At 62.8% G+C, this 19,706-nt stretch carries 22 protein-coding genes; 11 read left to right on the forward strand and 11 right to left on the reverse strand.

The genetic code is table 11. The features are described 5' to 3' along the window. Positions 1-28 precede the first annotated feature (28 nt). Both TSA66_RS06020 and lpxK read right to left on the reverse strand, forming a co-directional pair. Positions 29-223: a Trm112 family protein gene (locus TSA66_RS06020; protein ID WP_040039382.1), complete on the reverse strand. Its 195-nt coding sequence runs from the start codon at positions 221-223 to the stop codon at positions 29-31. Next, positions 204-1,175: a tetraacyldisaccharide 4'-kinase gene (gene lpxK / locus TSA66_RS06025; RefSeq protein WP_232429553.1), complete on the reverse strand. Its 972-nt coding sequence runs from the start codon at positions 1,173-1,175 to the stop codon at positions 204-206. The genes TSA66_RS06020 and lpxK overlap by 20 nt, the downstream gene beginning before the upstream one ends. Here lpxK and TSA66_RS27615 point away from each other — a divergent pair. Further along, on the forward strand, positions 1,057-1,326 hold the full coding sequence (locus TSA66_RS27615) for a hypothetical protein (protein ID WP_232429601.1): 270 nt from the start codon (positions 1,057-1,059) through the stop codon (positions 1,324-1,326). The two genes, lpxK and TSA66_RS27615, sit on opposite strands and share 119 nt — an antisense overlap. A gap of 37 nt (positions 1,327-1,363) precedes the next feature. Here the strand turns inward: TSA66_RS27615 and TSA66_RS06030 are convergent, their stop codons facing one another. Beyond that, entirely contained in the window at positions 1,364-1,798 is a 435-nt protein-coding gene (locus TSA66_RS06030; RefSeq protein WP_040039383.1) for an ExbD/TolR family protein, read from the reverse strand. Positions 1,799-1,807: 9 nt separating this feature from the next. Continuing rightward, positions 1,808-2,413, reverse strand: a complete 606-nt coding sequence (locus TSA66_RS06035) for a MotA/TolQ/ExbB proton channel family protein (RefSeq protein ID WP_040039384.1) — start codon at positions 2,411-2,413, stop codon at positions 1,808-1,810. 315 nt (positions 2,414-2,728) lie between these two features. Between TSA66_RS06035 and xseA the strand changes: the two genes are divergently transcribed. Both xseA and sodB read left to right on the forward strand, forming a co-directional pair. Continuing rightward, on the forward strand, positions 2,729-4,090 hold the full coding sequence (gene xseA, locus TSA66_RS06040) for an exodeoxyribonuclease VII large subunit (protein ID WP_040042249.1): 1,362 nt from the start codon (positions 2,729-2,731) through the stop codon (positions 4,088-4,090). 146 nt (positions 4,091-4,236) lie between these two features. Beyond that, complete coding sequence (sodB, locus tag TSA66_RS06045; RefSeq protein ID WP_040039385.1) at positions 4,237-4,815, forward strand: superoxide dismutase [Fe]; 579 nt, start codon at positions 4,237-4,239, stop codon at positions 4,813-4,815. A 148-nt stretch (positions 4,816-4,963) separates the two neighbouring features. Here the strand turns inward: sodB and pqqD are convergent, their stop codons facing one another. The 4 genes from pqqD to pqqB form a co-directional block, all read right to left on the reverse strand. After that, entirely contained in the window at positions 4,964-5,254 is a 291-nt protein-coding gene (gene pqqD, locus TSA66_RS06050) for a pyrroloquinoline quinone biosynthesis peptide chaperone PqqD (protein WP_040042250.1), read from the reverse strand. A 65-nt stretch (positions 5,255-5,319) separates the two neighbouring features. After that, the gene (gene pqqA, locus TSA66_RS26045) at positions 5,320-5,427 is read right to left on the reverse strand and encodes a pyrroloquinoline quinone precursor peptide PqqA (RefSeq protein WP_084199342.1); all 108 of its coding nucleotides are present in this window, start codon (positions 5,425-5,427) and stop codon (positions 5,320-5,322) included. Between the two features lie 75 nt (positions 5,428-5,502). Next, positions 5,503-6,255 carry a pyrroloquinoline-quinone synthase PqqC gene (gene pqqC, locus TSA66_RS06060; protein WP_408639502.1) on the reverse strand — a complete coding sequence of 251 codons (753 nt, stop codon included), beginning with the start codon at positions 6,253-6,255 and terminating at the stop codon, positions 5,503-5,505. A 2-nt stretch (positions 6,256-6,257) separates the two neighbouring features. Beyond that, a complete protein-coding gene (gene pqqB, locus TSA66_RS06065; protein WP_040042252.1) occupies positions 6,258-7,184 on the reverse strand; it encodes a pyrroloquinoline quinone biosynthesis protein PqqB in 927 nt (308 codons plus the stop codon). On the opposite strand from pqqB, the gene TSA66_RS06070 reads away from it, so the two are divergent. The 3 genes from TSA66_RS06070 to pip are packed head-to-tail and all read left to right on the forward strand — an operon-like array spanning position 7,183 to position 10,425. Further along, positions 7,183-8,817, forward strand: a complete 1,635-nt coding sequence (locus TSA66_RS06070) for an ATP-binding protein (RefSeq protein ID WP_084199344.1) — start codon at positions 7,183-7,185, stop codon at positions 8,815-8,817. The genes pqqB and TSA66_RS06070 overlap by 2 nt on opposite strands. Before the next feature lie 2 nt (positions 8,818-8,819). After that, entirely contained in the window at positions 8,820-9,467 is a 648-nt protein-coding gene (locus TSA66_RS06075; RefSeq protein ID WP_040039388.1) for a response regulator, read from the forward strand. Positions 9,468-9,474: 7 nt separating this feature from the next. Further along, complete coding sequence (gene pip, locus TSA66_RS06080; RefSeq protein ID WP_052452138.1) at positions 9,475-10,425, forward strand: prolyl aminopeptidase; 951 nt, start codon at positions 9,475-9,477, stop codon at positions 10,423-10,425. A gap of 52 nt (positions 10,426-10,477) precedes the next feature. On the opposite strand, the gene TSA66_RS06085 is transcribed toward pip, so the two are convergent. Next, positions 10,478-13,030: a sensor domain-containing protein gene (locus TSA66_RS06085; protein ID WP_052452139.1), complete on the reverse strand. Its 2,553-nt coding sequence runs from the start codon at positions 13,028-13,030 to the stop codon at positions 10,478-10,480. Between the two features lie 217 nt (positions 13,031-13,247). On the opposite strand from TSA66_RS06085, the gene TSA66_RS06090 reads away from it, so the two are divergent. The 5 genes from TSA66_RS06090 (at position 13,248) to TSA66_RS06110 (ending at position 17,339) form a co-directional block, all read left to right on the forward strand. Beyond that, positions 13,248-13,490, forward strand: a complete 243-nt coding sequence (locus tag TSA66_RS06090) for a hypothetical protein (protein ID WP_040039389.1) — start codon at positions 13,248-13,250, stop codon at positions 13,488-13,490. A gap of 238 nt (positions 13,491-13,728) precedes the next feature. Further along, positions 13,729-14,874 carry a pyrroloquinoline quinone biosynthesis protein PqqE gene (pqqE, locus tag TSA66_RS06095; protein ID WP_040039390.1) on the forward strand — a complete coding sequence of 382 codons (1,146 nt, stop codon included), beginning with the start codon at positions 13,729-13,731 and terminating at the stop codon, positions 14,872-14,874. Between the two features lie 101 nt (positions 14,875-14,975). After that, positions 14,976-15,482: a urate hydroxylase PuuD gene (locus tag TSA66_RS06100; RefSeq protein ID WP_040039391.1), complete on the forward strand. Its 507-nt coding sequence runs from the start codon at positions 14,976-14,978 to the stop codon at positions 15,480-15,482. Positions 15,483-15,486: 4 nt separating this feature from the next. Beyond that, the gene (serC, locus tag TSA66_RS06105; RefSeq protein WP_040042255.1) at positions 15,487-16,605 is read left to right on the forward strand and encodes a 3-phosphoserine/phosphohydroxythreonine transaminase; all 1,119 of its coding nucleotides are present in this window, start codon (positions 15,487-15,489) and stop codon (positions 16,603-16,605) included. After that, a complete protein-coding gene (locus TSA66_RS06110) occupies positions 16,602-17,339 on the forward strand; it encodes a nitronate monooxygenase (protein WP_040039392.1) in 738 nt (245 codons plus the stop codon). The genes serC and TSA66_RS06110 overlap by 4 nt, the downstream gene beginning before the upstream one ends. A 27-nt stretch (positions 17,340-17,366) precedes the next feature. Here TSA66_RS06110 and TSA66_RS06115 read toward each other — a convergent pair whose 3' ends face one another. Together TSA66_RS06115 and TSA66_RS06120 are read right to left on the reverse strand one after the other, a co-directional pair. After that, positions 17,367-18,053 carry a lipid-binding SYLF domain-containing protein gene (locus TSA66_RS06115; RefSeq protein WP_157691621.1) on the reverse strand — a complete coding sequence of 229 codons (687 nt, stop codon included), beginning with the start codon at positions 18,051-18,053 and terminating at the stop codon, positions 17,367-17,369. Between the two features lie 220 nt (positions 18,054-18,273). Continuing rightward, complete coding sequence (locus tag TSA66_RS06120) at positions 18,274-19,644, reverse strand: N,N-dimethylformamidase beta subunit family domain-containing protein (protein ID WP_040042256.1); 1,371 nt, start codon at positions 19,642-19,644, stop codon at positions 18,274-18,276. Positions 19,645-19,706 lie beyond the last annotated feature (62 nt).

Consider the following 19,706-nt stretch of genomic DNA (forward strand, 5'->3'; position numbering starts at 1 on the left):
ATGGCGCCTGCGTGCGCAGGCGGATTGATCAGCTGGCGGATGGTGCGGGCGATGTCGGCGCATTCAAGTCGCGCGCCTGGTCGGCCCACATGATCGGAATGCCGTCGCGGATCGGGAATGCAAGCTTGTCCGGCTTGCAAATCAGCTCCTGTGCATTTTTGTTGTATTCGAGCGGTCCCTTGCAAATCGGGCAAACCAGGATATCAAGCAGTCGGGCGTCCACGACATTTCTCCACTATGCGTTCTGCCAGCGCGTCATCGAGGCGCGCTGTCACGGGGACGACCCACAAGCGCGGGTCGTTTCTCAGCGTATCAAGTTGCATACATTTTACTGCATCCTTCTCTGTCACCAGAATGATATCGGCCTGGATTTTTGCAAAAGGGTCATCGGCAAAAGCGTAATGATCGGGCAGCGGCATCTCGTCGATGACAAGGCCGGCGTTGCGCAGCATCGCAAAAAAACGCGCCGGATTGCCGATGCCCGCTGCAGCGACGATGCGCGGTCGCTTCATGCCAAGCATGGCTGGAAAATCTTGCAGCGCCACTGCTTGCGAAGGATCAGTCAGACGCTGCGCAAAATCTCCCGCCAGTTGCATACGAAATATAGGCTGCGGCAATCCTGCAGGCAGTATTTCGCCGTTGACCACCGTAAAATCGCGCCGACGCGAGGCCGGCTCCCGCAGCGGTCCGGCCGGCAGCATCCAGCCATTGCCGTTGCCTCTCTCGTCGCACAAGACGATTTCGACGTCGCGCTTCAATGCGTAATGCTGCAAGCCGTCATCGGAGACGATCAGGTTAACGTCGGGATGCTGCGCAAGCAGCGCCTGTGCCGCTGCAACACGGTTGCGACCGACGACTACCGGGCATGCGGCGCGTCGCGCGATCAGGAGCGGCTCGTCGCCAACTGTCGCAGGCGACGACTGTGCATCAACAGTCTGCGGTATGCCGTGGCTTGCGCCATATCCGCGTGAAATTACTCCAGGGACATAACCTGCGCGCCGCAATTGCTGCACCAACCAAATAGTGAACGGCGTCTTGCCGGTGCCGCCGACGAAGATGTTTCCAACCACAATAACCGGCACGGGCAAGCGGGTCGATGACGACCTGCCCAGCGTGTACGTGGCACGACGCATGGCGGACAATGTCCGAAAAACCAGCGAGAGCGGCAACAGCATGCACGACAACACCCCGCGCTGCATCCAGGCGCGCATCAGGGCAGATTCAAGAGTGGAGCGTTGCTGGGGCAAACGGAAGTTCCCGCCAATGGAAGAGACGGGTACCGCCCGTCGCGGCATGAAAGCGGCGCACGGGCGGCCGGATTCATGATGTTCTTGTTATGCATGCGCAGAGGCATGCACCGGCATTATTTCTTGCCGCTGGCCTGGGCGGCGAATGTGATCTTGTCGAAGCCAGCCATTCGCGCCGCTTCCAGCACATTGATGACTGACTGATGTGCGGCAGTAGCGTCGGCATTGATCACGATGACTGGATCCTTGCCCGCCTGTCCGCGCGCATTCGCCGTGCTTTTCAATTCGTCGGCCAGGCTGGCGGCGTCATGCGCGCCAACCTGCGTATTGTCGATCGCATAACGCCCTTGAGCGTCGACGCCAACATTGATTTCGGCCGGCTGCTCCATCGCCTTTTCGGCATCGGCGGTCGGCAGCGTGATTTGCAGCGCGGTGAACTTGCTGTAGGTGGTGGTGACCATGAGGAAGATCAGGATCACCAGCAGCACGTCGATAAACGGGATCAGGTTGATTTCCGGATCCTCGCGGCCTTTGCCTTTACGGAAGTCCATTGCAGCGCCTTATTTGCGGTTGCCGTGCACGGTATCGACGAACTTCACCGCCTGCTGTTCCATGTCGACAATGAAGCTGTCGACCAGTGCGCGGAAGTGGCGATAGAACACTAGGGCCGGCATTGCGATCGCCAGGCCGAAGCCGGTGTTGTAGAGCGCGACCGAAATACCGTGCGCAAGCTGCGCCGGATTGGTGCCGGTGGCGCTTTGCGAGCCGAAGATCTCGATCATGCCGACGACTGTGCCGAACAGGCCCATGAGCGGCGCGAGCGTGGCGATGGTGCCGAGCGTGGTCAGGAAGCGTTCCAGTTCATGCGCGGTGCCGCGTCCGGCTTCCTCGATCGATTCCTTCATCGCGTCGCGCGGCGCATTCACGTTGCGCAGGCCGGCGGCGAGCACGCGGCCCAGCGGCGAATTCTGTTCCAGCTTCGAGATGACTTCGTTGGAAATCTTTCCGTTGTGGTAGACCCGGATCACTTCATCGAGCAGGTTGGGCGGCAAAATGCGACGGCGGCGCAGGTACAATAGTCGTTCGATGATCAGTGCCAATGCGACTACGGATGCAATCAGCAACAGCCAGATCGGCCAGCCGGCGGCTTGGATAATGGCGAGCAAAACAGGCTCCTCGGTTCAAATTCGGATGGATGCAGAATGTAACGTGTTGGGCCTTTGTGAGCAAGCGTCGCGACACGACAATGCTCCAGGAAAAGTTCTTCACATATCCTGTGGATAACTTTGTGGGTAAAACCTGTTGCCGTTAGCAAAGTACTTGATTCAAAAGGCTTTTCTCTTACTGCTCAGAAATACATCAGTTTTAACTCCCTCTTTAAAATCAAAGACTTACAAACGCAAAATGTTTTTTGCAACGATTTATAACGGCCAGATGACGCATTGGCGCGGCTGTGGAAAGGTTTTGCCTTGGATGACCGCATGAATACTGGCTCTGCCATCGATAACCCTGACGGCAAGCCGTCGGTACTGACGGTGTCGGCCCTGAACCAGGCCGTAGCGCGCATGCTGGAACGCAATTTTCCTCTAGCCTGGGTTTCCGGAGAAATTTCCAATTTCACGCGCGCCGCCTCCGGGCACTGGTATTTCACGCTCAAGGACGACGGCGCCCAAGTGCGCGCCGTCATGTTCCGGGGCCGCGCGCAATACGCCGATTTTTCGCCGAAGGAAGGCGACAAGGTCGAAGTGCGCGCCTTAGTCACGCTGTATGCGCCGCGCGGCGACTACCAGCTCAATGTCGAAGCCATCCGGCGCGCCGGCGTCGGCAACCTGTACGAAGCTTTCCTGAGGCTGAAGGAAAAGCTCAATGCCGAAGGCTTGTTCGATCCGTCGCGCAAGCGCGAGCTGCCCTTGTTCGCGAGAACGATCGGCATCGTCACCAGCCCGCAGGCAGCCGCCCTGCGCGACATCCTCACCACGCTGCGCCGGCGCGCGCCGCACGTACAAGTAATCCTGTATCCGACGCCGGTGCAGGGAGAAGGCGCGGCGCAAAAGATTGCGCAGGCCATCGATACTGCATCCGCCCGTGCCGAATGCGACGTGCTGCTGGTATGCCGCGGCGGCGGAAGCATCGAGGATTTATGGTCGTTCAACGAAGAAGCGGTGGCGCGCGCAATTGCTGCCTGCGCCATGCCGGTGGTCTCGGGCGTCGGCCATGAAACCGATTTCACCATCGCCGACTTCGCCGCCGACCTGCGCGCCCCGACACCCACGGCAGCGGCCGAAATGGCTGCGCTGCCGCGCGCCGACTGGATGGCGACGCTGGAAGCGCATGCGGACGATCTGACGCGGGCGATGCGGCGCCAGCTGGCCGACAGTACGCAGTCGCTCGACTGGTTCTCGCGCCGGCTGGTCAGCCCGTCGGCCTATATCGGCCGCGAACGGCTGAAACTGCAAGCCTTGCAGGCCCGGCTGGGCCATGCCACGCGCGCGCCGCTTGAGCGTTCGCGCTTCGCGCTGGCCCATTTGCGCACCCGCCTGGCGGCGCAGCTGCCGGATACGGCCATGCCGCGTGCGCGCATCAAGGACCATGCGCGCTGCCTGGCCGCCTCCATGCACATGCAGCTTGGGCAGCGCCGGCAGGCACTCGACGCCTTGCATGCGCAGCTGGAGTTGCTCAATCCGCAGCGCACGCTGGAGCGCGGCTATGCGATGGTGCTCGACGCCAAGGGCAGAATCGTGCGCAGCCCAAAGGATTTGCATCCGCGCCAGGCGGTTACGATGCGGCTGGCGGATGGCTCGGCGGAGGTTGGCATTGCCAGCGTGCAGCCGACGCTGGAATAACGGACTGCCCCCGTCGAGGCCGGAAAGTTCCAGTGCCTGCTTGGCGATGCATCAAACTGCGGCTTCATGCAGCCAATTCGCATCCGACATACAATTGATATCTTACAAAAACGACAGCAACCCAAAAAATAGAAAGGAAGAGCACCATGGAACATACCCTCCCCCCACTGCCGTATGCGAAGGACGCGCTGCAGCCGCACATGTCTCAGGAAACCCTTGAGTATCACTACGGCAAGCACCATCAGACCTACGTCACCAACCTGAACAACCTGATCAAGGGCACCGAATTCGAAAACGCGTCCCTGGAAGACATCATCAGGAAGTCGTCCGGCGGCCTGTTCAACAATTCCGCCCAGGTGTGGAACCACACGTTCTTCTGGAACTGCCTCAAGCCGAATGGCGGCGGCGCTCCGAACGGCGCGGTCGCCGACGCGATCAACAAGAAATGGGGTTCGTTCGACAAGTTCAAGGAAGAATTCACCAAGTCCGCCGTGACTAACTTCGGTTCCGGCTGGACCTGGCTGGTCAAGAAGGCCGACGGCTCGGTGGATATCGTCAACACGTCCAACGCCGGCACGCCGCTGACCACGGCCGACAAGCCGCTGCTGACCTGCGACGTGTGGGAGCATGCGTACTACATCGACTACCGCAATGCCCGTCCGAAGTTCCTCGAGGCTTTCTGGAACCTTGTGAACTGGGATTTCGTGGCGAAGAACTTCGCCTGATCGGCGTACGCCCCTGGGATACATCCGGCAATAGCAGGCAAGCCCAGACCAAAAATCCCCGCCCGATGAAAATTGGGCGGGGATTTCTTTTTTGTCGGATAGGTGGCGCACCGCCGGGAAAAGAAGCGCCGCCGGGCGACCGTCACCGTCAGCAGCGCAGCCAACCCTTCGTGCGGGCGGTATGAATGAACGCCCTGGTGCCCTCGGCGATCTCGGCATCCGAGCCGGGGAAAGCAGCCTGAAGATTGGCCACAATAGCCGCCACAGTGTTCTGTCCGTCGCAGCGCTGCAGAATTTCGCCGGCCGACGGGTTCAGCTTGATCAGCCCTTCCGGGTACAGCAGAATATAGGCGCCCTGGCTGTCTTCCCAGCGGAACACGAAGTGCGGTGCCAGCCGAGGGCAGGCGTCGTCGCGGGTATCGGTGTGTATCGTCGTCATGATGGTATGGGCGCCGGGCGCAAGCACAATGGCTCGCCGCCCGGTCTGCCGCTCAATGCGCGTGGTTAACGCACGTAGACGTAGGCGGTTACCTCGAAGCCGAGGCGGATTTCGCAGTAGGCGGGTGTTTCCCAGATCATCGCAAGTCTCCTTAGATTGTGAAGCGGCGACATGCCGCTCCTTGATTGATTATCTGTTTGGTGCGTATGCCGAACCAGCGCGGTTTCGCCAAAAGCCGCTCATGAAAATCATGACCGGACGGTGCCGCGTTCCATCGGCGCATAGCGTCCCCAACCGTCAATTTGAACGTCGGCATAGGCAAGCATCATCGCGTCGAGCATGGACCACAGGATGTCGAGCTTGAACTGCAGGATCTGCAGCGCGCGCTCCTGCTGCTCACGCGTATTGAAATGGCCAAGGGTGATGCGCAGGCCGTTGACTACGTCGCGCGGCGCCTCGCTCAGGCGCCGGCGGAAGTAGTCGTAGCCCGCTGGCTCGATCCAAGGGTAATGCCGCGGCCAGAAATCGAGGCGGGATTGGTGGATGGTCGGTGCGAACAGCTCGGTGAGCGACGCCGCGGCCGCTTCCTGCCAGGGCCGCTGACGGGCGAAATTGACGTAGGCATCCACGGCGAAACGCACGCCGGGCAGCACCAGCTCTTGCGACACGGCTTTCTCGCGCGGCAGACCGACCGCCTCGCCCAGGCGCAGCCAGGCCTCGATGCCCCCCTCGTCGCCGTCGCAGCCGTCGTGATCCAGAATCCGCTGCACCCAATGGCGGCGCACTTCGCGCTCGGGGCAGTTGGCAAGAATGGCGGCATCCTTGATCGGAATATTGATCTGGTAGTAGTAGCGGTTGGCTACCCAGCCCTGGATCTGTTCCCGGCTGAGCTGGCCGCGATGCATCATTACCTGGAACGGATGGTGGATGTGGTAGCGCTCTCCCATCGCACGCAGCTGCGCTTCGAATTCCTCGCCGCTCCAGGGCGGATTCTCGATCATGTTCATGGTTCGTCTCCGGTGTCGATCAGCATGCCATCCCACGCCACCTCGATGCCGTTTCGCGCCAGCTCAGCCCGCTGCGCCGAATCCTCGTCGAGAATGGGGTTGGTATTGTTAATGTGGATCAGGACCTTGCGCGGCTTCTCAAAGCGCGACAGCAGCGCGATCATGCCGTCCGGTCCGCTCTGCGGAAGATGCCCGATGGCGCGCGCGGTCTTGGCGGACAGGCCGAGCTGGATCATCTCGTCATCGGTCCAGAAGGTGCCGTCGAGCAGGACGCAGTCGGCGTCGGCAAGATAGGGTTCCAGGTGCGGCTCCATGGCGCCGAAGCCCGGCGCGTAGAAAATCTTTTTCCCGCTCGCGATTTCCTCGATCAGCACGCCGATGTTATCGCCCGGATGCGCATGATGGCGATGCGGCGAATACGGCGGCGCCATGCTGGTCAGCGGCACCGGCGTAAACCGCACGCCGTCGAGCGCGGGGATGGTGAACGCCGTCGGCGGCGCCACCCGCAGCGGCTGCCAGCTCACGGTGCAAAAGTGCGACAGCACCTCGAAGACGGGATTGCCGCACGTGAGGTCTTCCCGCACCTGCGGCGTGCACCATACGTCGAGCGGCTTGCCTTCCCTTAGCATGAACAGGCCCGTGGTGTGATCGATCTGGGCATCCATCAGCACCACCGCGGCAATGCCGGTGTCGCGCAGTCCCCTGCCCGGCTGCAGGCAGGGATTGGCGCGGATCTGGGCGTGGATGTCGGGCGACGCATTGAACAGCACCCAGTCGCTGCCGGTGACGCTGACGGCAATCGACGATTGGGTGCTCGGGCGCGCCCGCACGCGGCCTTGCCGCACGCCGTCGCAGTTGTGGCAGTTGCAGTTCCATTGCGGGAAGCCGCCGCCGGCGGCCGATCCGAGTACGAGTAGTTTCATGGGCTCAGTATGCGTGCGGCCGGAAATGGGCCGCATGCGTGGATTCGCGAAATCGGCGTCATGGATTTCTGGAGCCGCGGTGCCCGATCGCCAGTTGTCCCAAGTTGGTACAGTTTGCTCGATTCTTGAACAGGTCAGGCGGCGCCGCAGCCGGCAAGCGCGCGTCGGCGGCATGGCGCGAAACTTGCCCTTATCTGCGGAACGGGACGGCGCGCCCGATCCGCAAGCGAGTGCAACCATGATCATCAAACCACGACTGGACGAGTTGAGCCTGCATACCCGCATCAGCCTGGTGCTGACGGCGCTCGCCGCGGCGCTGGTGCTGGCGCTGGGAAGCCTGTGGCTGAAGCAGACGCACGAATCGATCCGCGAAGAAGTGCAGGCTGCCACCCGCGTGGCCGAGCAATGGCTGGGCGCAGCCGCCCTCGAGATGCGGGCGCAGTCATCCGCCTGGCCCAGCCAAAGGCTGCTGGCCCATCTCCAGGCCGCAGGCCGGATCCGCGCCAATGCGCTGGAAGCTGTCGATGCTTCCGGCCGGCGGCGCTATCTCTCGCCGCAGCCGACCTACAAGGCCGGCCATTCGGCTCCGGCCTGGTTCGCCGCCCTGGTCGAACCCGGATTCGCCGCACATCGCGTCGAGGCCGGTGAACTGACGCTGATCCTGCACCCGGATGCGTCGCGCGCGACACTCGACGCCTGGGACGATTTGTGCGCGATGGCGGGCTGGGCGGGCGTGCTGCTGGCGGTGCTGTTCTTCGCGGCGCGCCATGCGCTCGACCGTGCCTTGCGACCGCTTGGCCAAGTAATGGCGGCCCTGGACCGGACCGGCCGCGGATGCTTCGATACCCGCCTGCCGGTCTTTCCGGCGCCGGAACTCGGACGGCTGGCGAAGGCTTTCAACGGCATGGCCGATCGCCTCGTCGAAGCGGTAAACGACAACGTGCGCCTGAGAAGCGAGCGCGAATGGGCTGAACGCCTGCAGACAAAAATCGAAGACGAGCGCCGCGGTATCGCGCGCGAACTGCACGACGAGCTGGCGCAAGGCATCACCGCCGTGCGCGCGCTGGCCGGCGCCATCGCGCAGCGCAGCGCCGACCAGCCCGCGCTGCACGGGCCGGCCCAAAGCATCATCGCCGTGACCGGCCAGATGCAGGATGGCGTACGAACCATCCTGCGCCGCCTGCGCCCGCTCCAAGGCGGTCCCGGCGCCGGCGCGGACGACACGCTGCGCCGCTACCTGCAGGTATGGCAGCAACACTATCCCGATATCACGCTCGGCATGACGCTGGCCGCCGGTCCGCTGCCGCTGTGCGACGACGCGCTTCAGGCCATTATGCGCATCACCCAGGAAGGGTTGACCAACGTGGCCCGGCATGCCGCCGCGACGCGGGTGGAAGTGACCCTGCGCCGGCTTGGCGCCGGCGACGACGCCTGGCTGGAACTGATCCTTGCCGATAACGGCCGCGGCCTCGGCGTTCCCTCGCCCGCAGCCGGCTGCGGCTTCGGCCTGGCCGGCATGCGCGAGCGCGTGCTCGCCCTCGCGGGCGAACTGCAATTCGATACGGCCGCCGGCAGCGGCACACGCCTGTGCGTACGGCTGCCGCTAACCACTGTCACTCCGATGGAGGAATAATCATGAGCGCATCTCTTGCCGGTCTCAACATCCTGCTGACCGACGACCACGCCATCGTCCGCATGGGCTTTCGCCTGCTGCTGGAAGGCGCCGGCGCTACCGTCACAGGCGAAGCCGGCAGCGGCGAGGAGGCATTGCGCTTGTACGCCGAAGTCGCGCCGGACGTACTGGTGATGGATGTCTCCATGCCGGGCATCGGCGGCCTGGCGGCGCTCGAGCGGCTGTGCGCTCGCCATCCGGATGCGCGGGTGCTGATGCTCTCGGCGCACCAGGACGCGGTGATCCCCGTGCGTGCGCTCAAGGCCGGCGCCACCGGCTACCTGTGCAAGCGCTGCCTGCCGGAAGAGTTTCTTCAGGCGGTAAGGCAGGTGGCCCATGGGCGCCGCTATCTCGATCCGGAACTGGCGCAGCAAGTGGCGCTGGCCCAGATTTCCGGCACCGCCCATCCGGCCGATACGCTGACCGAAAAGGAATTCACCGTCTTCCTGCAACTGGCGAAGGGGCGCACCGTCAACCAGGTGGCGCAGGACTTCCATTTAAGCGCGAGCACCGTCGGCACCCACCTCTACCACATCAAGCAAAAGCTCAACGCCGCCAATGCAGCCGAGCTGGCGGTCATCGCCATGCGTTCCGGGCTGATGGAGGCGTAAAGGCGACATGCACGAGCCGCTATTGCCAAGAACGGCACCTTTCCGCACGCACCAGCTGGACGTCGGCGACGGCCATTCCTTGTACGTGGAAGAATGCGGGCGCGCCGACGGCATGCCGCTGGTTTTCCTGCATGGCGGCCCGGGCAGCGGGTGTTCACCCGAGCACCGCCGCTTCTTCGATCCATCCCGCTTTCGCGCCGTGCTGTTCGACCAGCGCGGCAGCGGCCGCAGCGAACCGCTGGGCCGATTGCAGGACAACACCACCGCGCATCTGGTCGCCGACATCGAACACATCCGCGCCGCGCTCGGCATCGAGCGCTGGCTCGTCTTCGGCGGATCCTGGGGCAGCCTGCTGGCGCTGGCATATGCCATCCGCCATCCGGCGCAGGTCGCCGGGCTGGTCTTGCGCGGGATATTTCTCGGTTCGGATGATGAACTGCGAAGCTTCGTGCACGGCGCGAATGACGCTGCACCGCTCGCATGGCAAGACTTTGCAAAGGGCATTCCGCCGCATGAGCGCGATGATCTGCTGCGCGCCTATACTGCGCGACTGTTGGCATACGACGCGGGCGCAGCGCGCCGCTGGCTCGATTACGAGCGGGCGCTGATGGGAGAGGCGCCGCTGGCGGATGCGCCGGACGCGCGGCGCCTGGCCAAGACCGCGATCCAGGCGCACTATCTATCCAATGGCTGCTTCTCCGATCCGGATGCCCTGCTCGCCGGCTGCGCCGCCCTGCGCCATCTGCCCGTCTGTATCGTGCAAGGCCGGCGTGACGCGGTCTGCCCGCCGGACGCCGCACGGCGCCTGCATCGCGCCTTGCCGCAGGCCGAATTGATCGAAGTGGAAAACGGCGGCCATAACGCGCTGGCGCCGGAGATGGCTGCGGCCTGCATCGCGTCGCTTGAACGCTTGGCGGGACGCGCCGGTATTAGCGTATCGAGAACCCACACTCGATAAGAACCGGTCACCTTCTCCGGTGATCTCCCTACCGCCATACTCCCAGAAAGTCTTAATGGAATCGTCTGGATAGCATGGGTTCAATTTGATCGGATGGCAAAGGGCCGGAATAGAAAAAGCCCTGTCCATAGTCGCACCCGGCTTGTTTCAGGAAATCGCGTTGCGCCTGCGTTTCGATGCCTTCCGCAATGACCTTCAGCCCAAGCTTGTGTGCCATGACGATCATCGTTTCCGCGATCGTGCAGTTGCCTTTGTGGGCTGGAATATCCTTTACAAAGGACTGATCAATTTTCAGGTAGTCGATGTCGAACTTTTGCAGGTAAGCCATGGAAGAATAGCCAGTTCCGAAGTCGTCAATGGCAACCTGGATACCTGCATCGCGGTATTCCAGCAACTTGTCGCTCACTTGTGGAGAGGCATCGAGCAACAGGCCTTCGGTAATTTCCACGATGATGTTCGCCGGTGGAATAGCGCGATCTTTAAGATACCGCAGCCAGTCATGTTCCAAGTGGCGTCGACTAAACTGCGATGGTGACTTGTTCACTGCAATCTTAATCGCCATGCCGGTGTGCTCGCTCCATCGTTTCCAGCAGGTCGCGGCTTCATGAAACACCCAGTTGCCGATATCGCCCATTAATCCGGCTTCTTCAGCAATCGGAATGAAAATCGAAGGCGCAACCTTTCCAAGCTTGGGGTGCTCCCAGCGCAGCAATGCTTCAACTTCGGCAATGTGTCCATCACTCAAGTCGATCACGGGCTGGAATTCGAGGAATAGCTGCCGTGACGAGATCGCCCGACGTAGCTCTGTCGATACACGCAAGCGCGCATGCGCCCGGTCATCCATCTCTTGCGTGAAATAACTGAACTGGTTTTTGCCAGTTGCCTTCGCGTTGTACATCGCCTGGTCGGCCTTGCGCAGCAAGTCGTCGATACGTTCGGCATCCAATGGGTAGATTGCCACTCCCAAGCTGGCAGTGATCTGCGCAGTCTCGTTCCCGACGCTAAACGGTTGGGACAGGCTGGAAAGAATGTCCTGGCAAACGTACTCCACGTGTCCCGGTTCATGCAAGTCTCTCAGGAGCACGATGAACTCGTCGCCGCCAAGGCGGCCAAGCATGTCGGTTGAACGAGTGCAGCGCTTGATGCGATGCGCAGCTTCCATCAATAGCAGGTCGCCAGCTTCGTGCCCGTAGATATCATTGACCTCCTTGAATCCATCCAGATCAATAAAGAGCAAGGCGGCCTTATTCCCGGCGCGCCGTGCTTTACGTAGCTCGTCTTCAGCTTCATTGAGGAAATGTCGCCGGTTCGGAAGACTGGTCAGCACATCCAGATTCGCGTGCCGCCATACCATCTGCTCTGACTCCTTTCTTGCCGTGATGTCAGAGACAATCCCGGTCATCGCCAATGCCCGTCCGCCTTCATCACGAGACACGACAACGCCACGGGATACGACCCATTTCCAGCGCTGCCCCTCACACCGGACACGGTATTCGCATTCGTAGACAGGCACGATCCCGTTCAGCGTGGCGCACAGCGCAGCTTCTCTTCGGTCATGATCGTCCGGGTGCACGAGCTTACTGAAATTCACTTCGCCATCAAGACTGTTATTTTCCGGATAGCCAAGAATTTTCTTGAGGCCGTCAGAGAGGACATACGTGTTGCGATCGACATCCCAATCCCATACGCCTTCCCCCGTGCCTTCCACCGCCAATTTCAAGCGTTCATTCATGACGCGTAACTTTTCCTCGTCCGCCATTTTCTGGGTCAAATCACGCACCAGAATTTGAATGGCGGGCTGGCTGTTCCATGAAGCCTTGCCGGAAATTCCCTGCAAATAAATCATGGTGCCGTCGACGCGACGAACACGCCATGTGTATGGGGGATTGGACCCACCGTGCTCCAGTGCACTCGCGATCCGATCCTGCATCGTCTTCCATGATGCAGGATCAAGAAAATCGCTTGGCGAATGACCGATGATTTCGCTTGCATCCGTTGCGCCAAGAAGCCGGATGATGGAGTGGTTGGCGTAAACAAACTTATCATCCACCAGTACAAGGATGCCGTCAGGGCTGACCTCCGTTAATAGTCGGAATCGCTCCTCGCTTGCACGAAGCGCCTCCTCGACGCTTTTTCGATCGCTAATGTCCATCGCAATGCCGATGATCTGTACTGGATTTCCCGATAAATCCTTGTTGATTGTTCCTCGCACCAAAAGCCATGTCATACCGCCGGACGGGAGCGTTATCCGGCACTCGACGCTAAAGGGCTTGTTCGCCTCTGTAGCAACCTTTATCGCTTGTTCCGTTTTGGCGACGTCATCCTTGGTCAGGAAACGTTGCCATTCCTCTTCGCCCAGACTGCGAAACGCAGCGGGCAGTTCGAGCATTTGCGCGAGGACCGGGCAGATATGGACACAATGTTTTCCGGGGTCGCTCTCCCACACGCCAATGCCGGCTGCCTCTGCGGCAAGTTGATGGAGAACAGTGTGATCTGGCATGGGAATGCTCGTTTCGCGCATGTCTTGCGAATCGGGGGAAACACTAACGGCGGACAGTTCTTTTTTTCTTAGATGATTGATTTCCTTAAAGCGGTGTTCTGTCATCAAGCTCTCTCCTGAGTATCTGCTTTGGAGTGATTATCAGAAACTCAAGTTCAATAGAGTTGAACGGACCAGGCCTTCCCACTGTACCGATGCAGCGCGCCAGCTATTGAAAAGGAAGGCAAGCAAGCTCCCGGCTTATGGATAACGAAAGACCTCCTGTCAATGAACTAATTGGTCGATAGATGTTCATCCATGTAACGAGACGTGGAGCGAGACGATGATGGACCGGGATGCGATTTTCTTGGCAATTAGCCATATGGAAGGTGTAGACGTCGACAATTATTCGATTTGCGAGTTGTTCTCGGCAACATTAGCTGACGTCGCCGAGAAAATTTCCAATGACGAAATGCGCCGTTTTCTTTTAGTGGGAGCGTATTTGTATAGAACGGGTCAGGAGGAACTCGATGAGCGCTTTAGTAATGGCTTTCATCTTGAGAAACCTGATGGGTTTCACCACTAAGATTTACAAATCTGCTTGTCGCACCATCTTGCACAGCCTCTTTGCTGTCGGGTAAGGCTGCGCCCTCCTTTTCACTCCAACCGGATAGCCCGCGCCCGCTCCAGGCAGCCTCCCGGCTCAAGAAAATCGCGAGTCCACACTCGATAAAAAACCGATCACCTTCTCCGCGCTATCTCGTCGCGCCGACCGCGGCGCCGCCCGACAATGCATCAGACATCGGAGGAGAAAGGAATCGACCATGCCGAAAGAATCGAAGGGAATCAGCCTGGACGGAAACGGACAGCCGCTGTGGCTGACGCTGGAACTCACTTACCGGTGTCCGTTGAAGTGCCCATGGTGCAACAATCCGCTGGACTTCAAGGACTATGCGCAGCGCGAGCTGTCGACCGAGGAGTGGAAACGGGTGCTGCGCGAGGGGCGCGCGCTGGGCGCCCTGCAACTCGGCTTTTCCGGCGGCGAGCCGCTGCAACGCGACGACCTGGAAGAGCTGGTGGCCTATGCCGATCAGCTCGGCTATTACACAAATCTCATCACCTCCGGCATCGGGCTCAGCGAGGAACGCATGAGCGCGCTGAAGAACGCCGGCCTGAAACAGGTGCAGCTGTCCCTGCAGTCGACCAAGGCCGAGTTGACCGATGAGCTGGTCGGCGCCCGCGCGCATGCGCGCAAGCTGGAAGCGGCGCGTCTGATCAAGGCGTACGGATTTCCGATGGTGATGAACATGCCGGTAGGCCGGCAGAACATCGACGACATCGATGCCATGTGCGAGTTCGCCTCCGGCCTGGGCGTCGAGTACATCGAGTTCGCCAATCTGCAGTATTACAACTGGGCGCTGGTTAACCGCGACGAGCTGATGCCCACGCTGGAACAGGTGCGCGCGGCAGAGGCGACCGTAAATCGCTGGCGCGAAAAGCTGGACGGCAGCATGACCATCTATTTCGTCATCCCCGATTACTACGAAGGCCGGCCCAAGGCGTGCATGAACGGCTGGGGCGCGATCCACCTGACCATCGCCCCCGACGGCGTGGCCATGCCGTGCCAGGAAGCGCGCACGATTCCAGGCCTGGAATTCGAATCGGTGCGCGACAAGCCGCTGTCATGGCTGTGGCATGAGTCGCCGCTGTTCCGCAAGTACCGCGGCCTCGACTGGCTGCCCGAGCCGTGCAGCTCCTGCTCGGAAAAGGAGAAGGATTTCGGCGGCTGCCGCTGCCAGGCCTTCCTGCTCACCGGCGACGCCTCCAACACCGATCCGGCCTGCAGCCGTTCGCCGCATCACCATCTGGTGCAGGAGGCGGTGGGCAGCGTGACGCGCCCGCTGCGCTTTCGCAAGCCGCTGTACAAGCGCGCCAGCAGCGCCGTCTCGACCGCTTTCATGGAGGATTGAATGCGCCATCCCTACGACACCGCTACCGGCACGGTGCTGCTCGGCCTGCTGCTGACCGGCCTGCTGTCGGCCCTGCTGCGACTGCTGACATAAGGCGCGCGATGGACGGCATTCCTTTCGATCTGCTGCTGCGCTGGACCCATTTCGCCGCCGGCATCATCTGGGTCGGACACAACTATTCGAGCGTGATCCAGCGTCCGACCTGGCAGCCGCTGGCCGCAGCCGACCTGAGCGACGACACGAGCCCGCGCTTTCAGGCGCTGCTCAACCGCGAGCACGGTTTCTTCCGCTGGGCCTCGGTGGTTGCCTGGTGCGCCGGCATCCTGATGCTGCAGCAGCGCGGCTGGCTGGCCGGCGCGCTCGGATTGCAGGGTGCGCTGGCGCCGATCGGCGTGGGCACCTACATCGGCACGCTGATGATGGCCAATGTCTGGCTGGTGCTCTGGCCGCACCAGCAAAAGGTGCTCGGCCTGAAGCCGGCGACGGTGGAGGAGCGCCTGCGCTGTTCACGCATCACCCATCTGTCGTCGCGCACCAATACCATGCTGTCGATCCCGCTCCTGTTTTTCATGGCCTCCAGTTCGCATGGCGGCCTGCTGGCCGGCTGATGCCATGACATTGCATCCGTCCCACCGCGTTAGCGCAGTCTGGAATTTCGCCGCAGGACCGTCGCGCCTGCCCGACGCCGTGCTGGCGCGCGCCGGCGCGGAGTTGTTCGACCGTGGCGCAGACGGTGCGGCGGCAATCGAGCGCCCGTTTTCCGGGGCCGCCTTCCGCAGGGTGCTCGATGACGCGCGCGAGCGTCTCGCGCGCCTGCTCGCCGTGCCCGACAACTATCGCGTGCTGTTTCTCGCCGGCGGCGCCATGCACCAGTTCTCCGCGGTGCCGATGAACCTGCTCGACCCGGCGCGCGGCCTGACGCGCGTCGCCTATGCGGACTCCGGCTACTGGTCGAAGCGCGCGATGCAGGAAGCGTCGCGTTATGCGCAGGTCATCGTCGTTGCCGGGCATGCCGGCGAAAGGCCGCTGAGCGCGCCGGCAACGGGTGACTGGCGCGTGCCGCCGGACTGCGCGTATTGCCACCTCACCGCAAATGAAACGGTCGACGGCCTGGCCTATCCCGCGTGGCCTGACACCGGCGATGTGCCGCTGGTGGCCGATGCGACGTCCTGCTTTCTCGGCGCGCCGTTCGACGTCTCCCGCTTCGGCCTGATCTATGCCAGCGCACAAAAGAATATCGGCCCGGCCGGCATGACCGTGGTCATCGTGCGCGAGGATTTGCTGCAGAGGCCGGCGCGCGCCGCCCCGTCGCCCTTCTGCTACCGACTGCAGGCGGCATCGGAGGCAGGCGTCAATACGCCGCCGACACTGGCCATCCAGCTCGCGGGCATGGTCTTCGAGTGGCTTGCCGACTGCGGCGGCTTGACGGCGGTGGCTGCGGCCAACCGGCGCAAGGCCGATCTCCTGTACAGCGCCATCGACAGCAGCGGCGGCTTCTATACGGCCCCGGTGGCGCCTGGCCATCGCTCGACGATGAATGTGCGCTTCCATCTGACCGACGACAGCCTGACCGAGCACTTCCTGCTTGGTGCCGAAGCGGCGGGCCTGACCCATTTGCGCGGCCATCGCCAGGTCGGCGGGCTGCGCGCCAGCCTGTACAACGCCATGCCGCTGGCGGGCGTCGGCGCGCTGGTCGACTTCATGGCCGAATTCCAGCGGCGCCGCGGATGAGCGAGAAGCAGTGGCTTGGCCTGCTCGGACTGGCCGGAGGCATCGACAAGGACGGCAGCCGGGCGGCCGAATTGCTTGCGGCGGGATTCGACAGCGTTGAATTCGGCACCGTGACGCCGCAGCCCGAGCCAGGCATCAATCCCGGCGTTGCGGCACTGGCGGCCCGGCTCGCGGCGCTTGCCGCAAGTACCGATACGCGGATCGGGATCGGCATCGGCATGGGTGACGGCATCGAGCCGGCGGCGCTCGCGGCCGAGTGGGTCTGCGGACTGCGCGCCGCATGGGACGCAGCCGATTACCTGAGCTTCAATTTGAGCGCACGCCGTTACCGGCCGCTGTTATCCGCCGAACACCTGCCGCTGCTCAGGCGCGCCATGGAAGCCGTCGCCGCCGAGCGGCAGCGGCGCACAAAGGAATCCGGCCGCCACGTCGCACTGACGCTCAAGCTGCCGCTCGGTTCAGGCGACTTGCTCCCGCTGATATTGGCCGAGGCGGCGGCCGACGCCGGCTTTGACGCGGTCACCGCAGTGCTGCCCGAGCACGCAGAGCGCCTGGCCCGCCTGCGCCATCTGGCGGCGCGCCTGCGGGGCAAAGCGGCGCTGGTGGCCGTGGGCGGCATCCGCGACGCCGGCGATATAGCGGCCGCCCTGGCGTGCGGCGCGAGCGGCGTGCAAGTCCATACCGCCTTTGCCCAACGCGGCGCAGCCTGCCTGGCGTCGCTGCGCGGTCGCTGATCGCGGTTGACGCAAGGCGCCGCTTTTTTACCTGCCGCTGTCGGAAGCGCCGCCCTGCGTGGCGCCCGAACTGCCGCTGGCCGTGTCCGACGACATCCCGGCCAGCGCCTGCTTGAGCACGTCGGCATGCGGGTTCTGCACCAGGCCGCTGATGACGTCGTTTGCCGCTACCTCACGCTTGTAATAGGCGCCGGTCTGCTCCCGGTTGAAGCGGATGTCCTGCACGCCGATGGCGGCGCTGCCGAACAAGCCCTTGGTGCCCGACCATACGACGATATCGCCGGCACCCGCAGTGCTTTGCGCCACCTTCGACCAGTCAAGCACGGTCAGTCCGGCATCCGCGCTGAGCGCGAAATTGTTTTTCTGCCTGAAGCTGTTCACCGCCTTGTCGCTCGTCAGGATCAGGGCGATCGGCCCGCCTTCGGCGCCGGCTTGCGCGCCGATGCTGATGCCGCCGACGTCGTAAATGGCGGGGTCGCTCCAGGTGCCGTTGTTCTTCGCCAGCAGCACGCCTGCGCCGCCGCTGCCGCCAATGCCGAGTGAGGCGCGACCGTATTCCGGCACGATAAAGACGCCCTTGGCCTGCTGCAGCAACTTGTTCATGCCCGGTTCGTTTTCCATCCGCTTGACGACGGCGGCGGCGTCGTTGATGTGCTGCAGGGCATTCGCTTGCGCCTTGCCGGAAAACTGCATTTCCTCGCGGCCGCTATCCATGGATTGCGCGAAACCAAGGCTACCCAGCGACATCAGTGTGAGTGAACAAGCTGTAACAATTACCCGCATTTTGTATTTTTCAGCCTTCATTTCACGTCCCTTTCACGTTCGTTGCCTGTTCAGCCATGCGCTGCCGCACGGTTGCGCCAGAACGCCGATAAATCGCCACGCCAAATACATGCGGAAATTTTTCAGGCAAGCAGCGCCGGTACATTACGGCTCAAGGAGTTGCAAGCGACATGCCTCCCAGTCGCTCGAGGACGTTGCGGGTGATCCTGTCCACCCGCATGTCCTGTCCGCTGGCAAGCACTTGCGCCCAGTCCGTCGTGCCGGCATTAAACACCGTGCCGTTGCGCGTGAACGTGCCCATGGTCGCTGCATGAATGCCGGCGCCGGCGCCATGTGTTTCGCGCGGCGGGCGCTCCTGCCAATCGCCGTCGAGCAAAGCCGCCGCCAGGAGCTGCAAGCCCGGTGGCGTGCCGCAGCGCCCGGCATCCGGGGCAAGGGTTGCAAGTCCGCTTGCCTGGTCGAAGCTGTCCAGCGGCGCGCCGTCGCACTCGTAGCCGACCAGCGGCGGACAGGTGTCGGCGCCAAACGCCTCGCCGCGCCGCAGCCCGGTGCCGGCAAATGCCCAGTGCTGCGGCTCCTGCACCACATACCCGCCGGTGCGGCGCGCACCGTCCCACCAGCCGCCGCCATGACGGTAGCTCGCACCGGTCAGCGCATCCTCCGGGCGGCCCGCGCCGCTGGCCGGCCACCAGTGGTCGAAGGCGCCCCGCGGCCCGCCCTGGTGGCAGACGATCGCGCTTGCGTTGTCCACCACATGAATGCGCCACCAGCAGAGGTTCGCGCCGAAGAAGGCCACGTTGCCGCCGCCCGACACGAAGGCTTCCACCCGGTCGCGCATGGCCTCGCTCCAGTATTCGTCATGTCCCACGCTCAGCAGCAGGCGATAGCGGCTGCACAGCGCCGGATCGTCATGGAGGTCGAGGTCGGTGCAAAAGTCGGGCGTGCATCCATGGCGCGCCAGCCAGCCGATGAAGCGCGCATCCCAGTGCGCGAAGGTCTGGCGCGGCGAACTCGGGTCGTAATGATCGAGCGCGCCCCAGGTATTGCCGCCGATGCCGCCGCCGGGACGGTGCAGCGAGACGCGTGCGCCCGGCGGGTCGAGCGAGCGCGGCGGATTGACGTAGAAGCAGCCGCCGCCGGTGCAGTTGTAGGCGTGGTAGGTAGCCAGCGGAAGCTTATAGAGAATCGGGCTGCGCCCCTGGCCGCGCACGACGAACAGCGCGGCCGCGGTGGTGGCGGCCAGATGGAACGCCGCTCCGCCCGGCTCCTCCAGGTGCGCCAGATACACCGCCGAAGGCCAGTCGTGCGGAATGGCGAACTCGTACGCCGGCCACTGCCAGTCGTCGGCGGCCCCGCCAGGCTCGGCAAACTGTCCGGCCAGCCAGCGCGTCTCGTGCACCGGTTGCAAGCCATCTCCCCAGCGGTAGAACACCACGCGAAAGCGCGTGGCATCGGTCGACACATGCAGCACCAGATGTTCGCCCGGCGCGACGCCGGCGCGTGCGGGATAACCGCGGATCATCGAAGCCTCCCTGGACAAGATGCGGCAAGGGCCGCCGCCGGCGGCCATCATCGGGACAGGCG

Source organism: Noviherbaspirillum autotrophicum (assembly GCF_000818395.1).
GTDB lineage: Bacteria > Pseudomonadota > Gammaproteobacteria > Burkholderiales > Burkholderiaceae_D > Noviherbaspirillum > Noviherbaspirillum autotrophicum.

What these genes read in the sequence shown, in the direction of transcription:
- TSA66_RS27615 (WP_232429601.1), top strand. Translation starts at nt 1,057, where the DNA reads ATGTTTCCAACCACAATAACCGGCACGGGCAAGCGGGTCGATGACGAC.
- lpxK (WP_232429553.1), bottom strand. Translation starts at nt 1,175, where the DNA reads ATGCTGTTGCCGCTCTCGCTGGTTTTTCGGACATTGTCCGCCATGCGT.
- TSA66_RS06030 (WP_040039383.1), bottom strand. Translation starts at nt 1,798, where the DNA reads ATGGACTTCCGTAAAGGCAAAGGCCGCGAGGATCCGGAAATCAACCTG.
- xseA (WP_040042249.1), top strand. Translation starts at nt 2,729, where the DNA reads ATGAATACTGGCTCTGCCATCGATAACCCTGACGGCAAGCCGTCGGTA.
- sodB (WP_040039385.1), top strand. Translation starts at nt 4,237, where the DNA reads ATGGAACATACCCTCCCCCCACTGCCGTATGCGAAGGACGCGCTGCAG.
- pqqD (WP_040042250.1), bottom strand. Translation starts at nt 5,254, where the DNA reads ATGACGACGATACACACCGATACCCGCGACGACGCCTGCCCTCGGCTG.
- pqqA (WP_084199342.1), bottom strand. Translation starts at nt 5,427, where the DNA reads ATGTCGCCGCTTCACAATCTAAGGAGACTTGCGATGATCTGGGAAACA.
- pqqC (WP_408639502.1), bottom strand. Translation starts at nt 6,255, where the DNA reads ATGATCGAGAATCCGCCCTGGAGCGGCGAGGAATTCGAAGCGCAGCTG.
- TSA66_RS06070 (WP_084199344.1), top strand. Translation starts at nt 7,183, where the DNA reads ATGGGCTCAGTATGCGTGCGGCCGGAAATGGGCCGCATGCGTGGATTC.
- pqqB (WP_040042252.1), bottom strand. Translation starts at nt 7,184, where the DNA reads ATGAAACTACTCGTACTCGGATCGGCCGCCGGCGGCGGCTTCCCGCAA.
- TSA66_RS06075 (WP_040039388.1), top strand. Translation starts at nt 8,820, where the DNA reads ATGAGCGCATCTCTTGCCGGTCTCAACATCCTGCTGACCGACGACCAC.
- pip (WP_052452138.1), top strand. Translation starts at nt 9,475, where the DNA reads ATGCACGAGCCGCTATTGCCAAGAACGGCACCTTTCCGCACGCACCAG.
- TSA66_RS06085 (WP_052452139.1), bottom strand. Translation starts at nt 13,030, where the DNA reads ATGACAGAACACCGCTTTAAGGAAATCAATCATCTAAGAAAAAAAGAA.
- TSA66_RS06090 (WP_040039389.1), top strand. Translation starts at nt 13,248, where the DNA reads ATGATGGACCGGGATGCGATTTTCTTGGCAATTAGCCATATGGAAGGT.
- pqqE (WP_040039390.1), top strand. Translation starts at nt 13,729, where the DNA reads ATGCCGAAAGAATCGAAGGGAATCAGCCTGGACGGAAACGGACAGCCG.
- TSA66_RS06100 (WP_040039391.1), top strand. Translation starts at nt 14,976, where the DNA reads ATGGACGGCATTCCTTTCGATCTGCTGCTGCGCTGGACCCATTTCGCC.
- serC (WP_040042255.1), top strand. Translation starts at nt 15,487, where the DNA reads ATGACATTGCATCCGTCCCACCGCGTTAGCGCAGTCTGGAATTTCGCC.
- TSA66_RS06110 (WP_040039392.1), top strand. Translation starts at nt 16,602, where the DNA reads ATGAGCGAGAAGCAGTGGCTTGGCCTGCTCGGACTGGCCGGAGGCATC.
- TSA66_RS06115 (WP_157691621.1), bottom strand. Translation starts at nt 18,053, where the DNA reads ATGGATAGCGGCCGCGAGGAAATGCAGTTTTCCGGCAAGGCGCAAGCG.
- TSA66_RS06120 (WP_040042256.1), bottom strand. Translation starts at nt 19,644, where the DNA reads ATGATCCGCGGTTATCCCGCACGCGCCGGCGTCGCGCCGGGCGAACAT.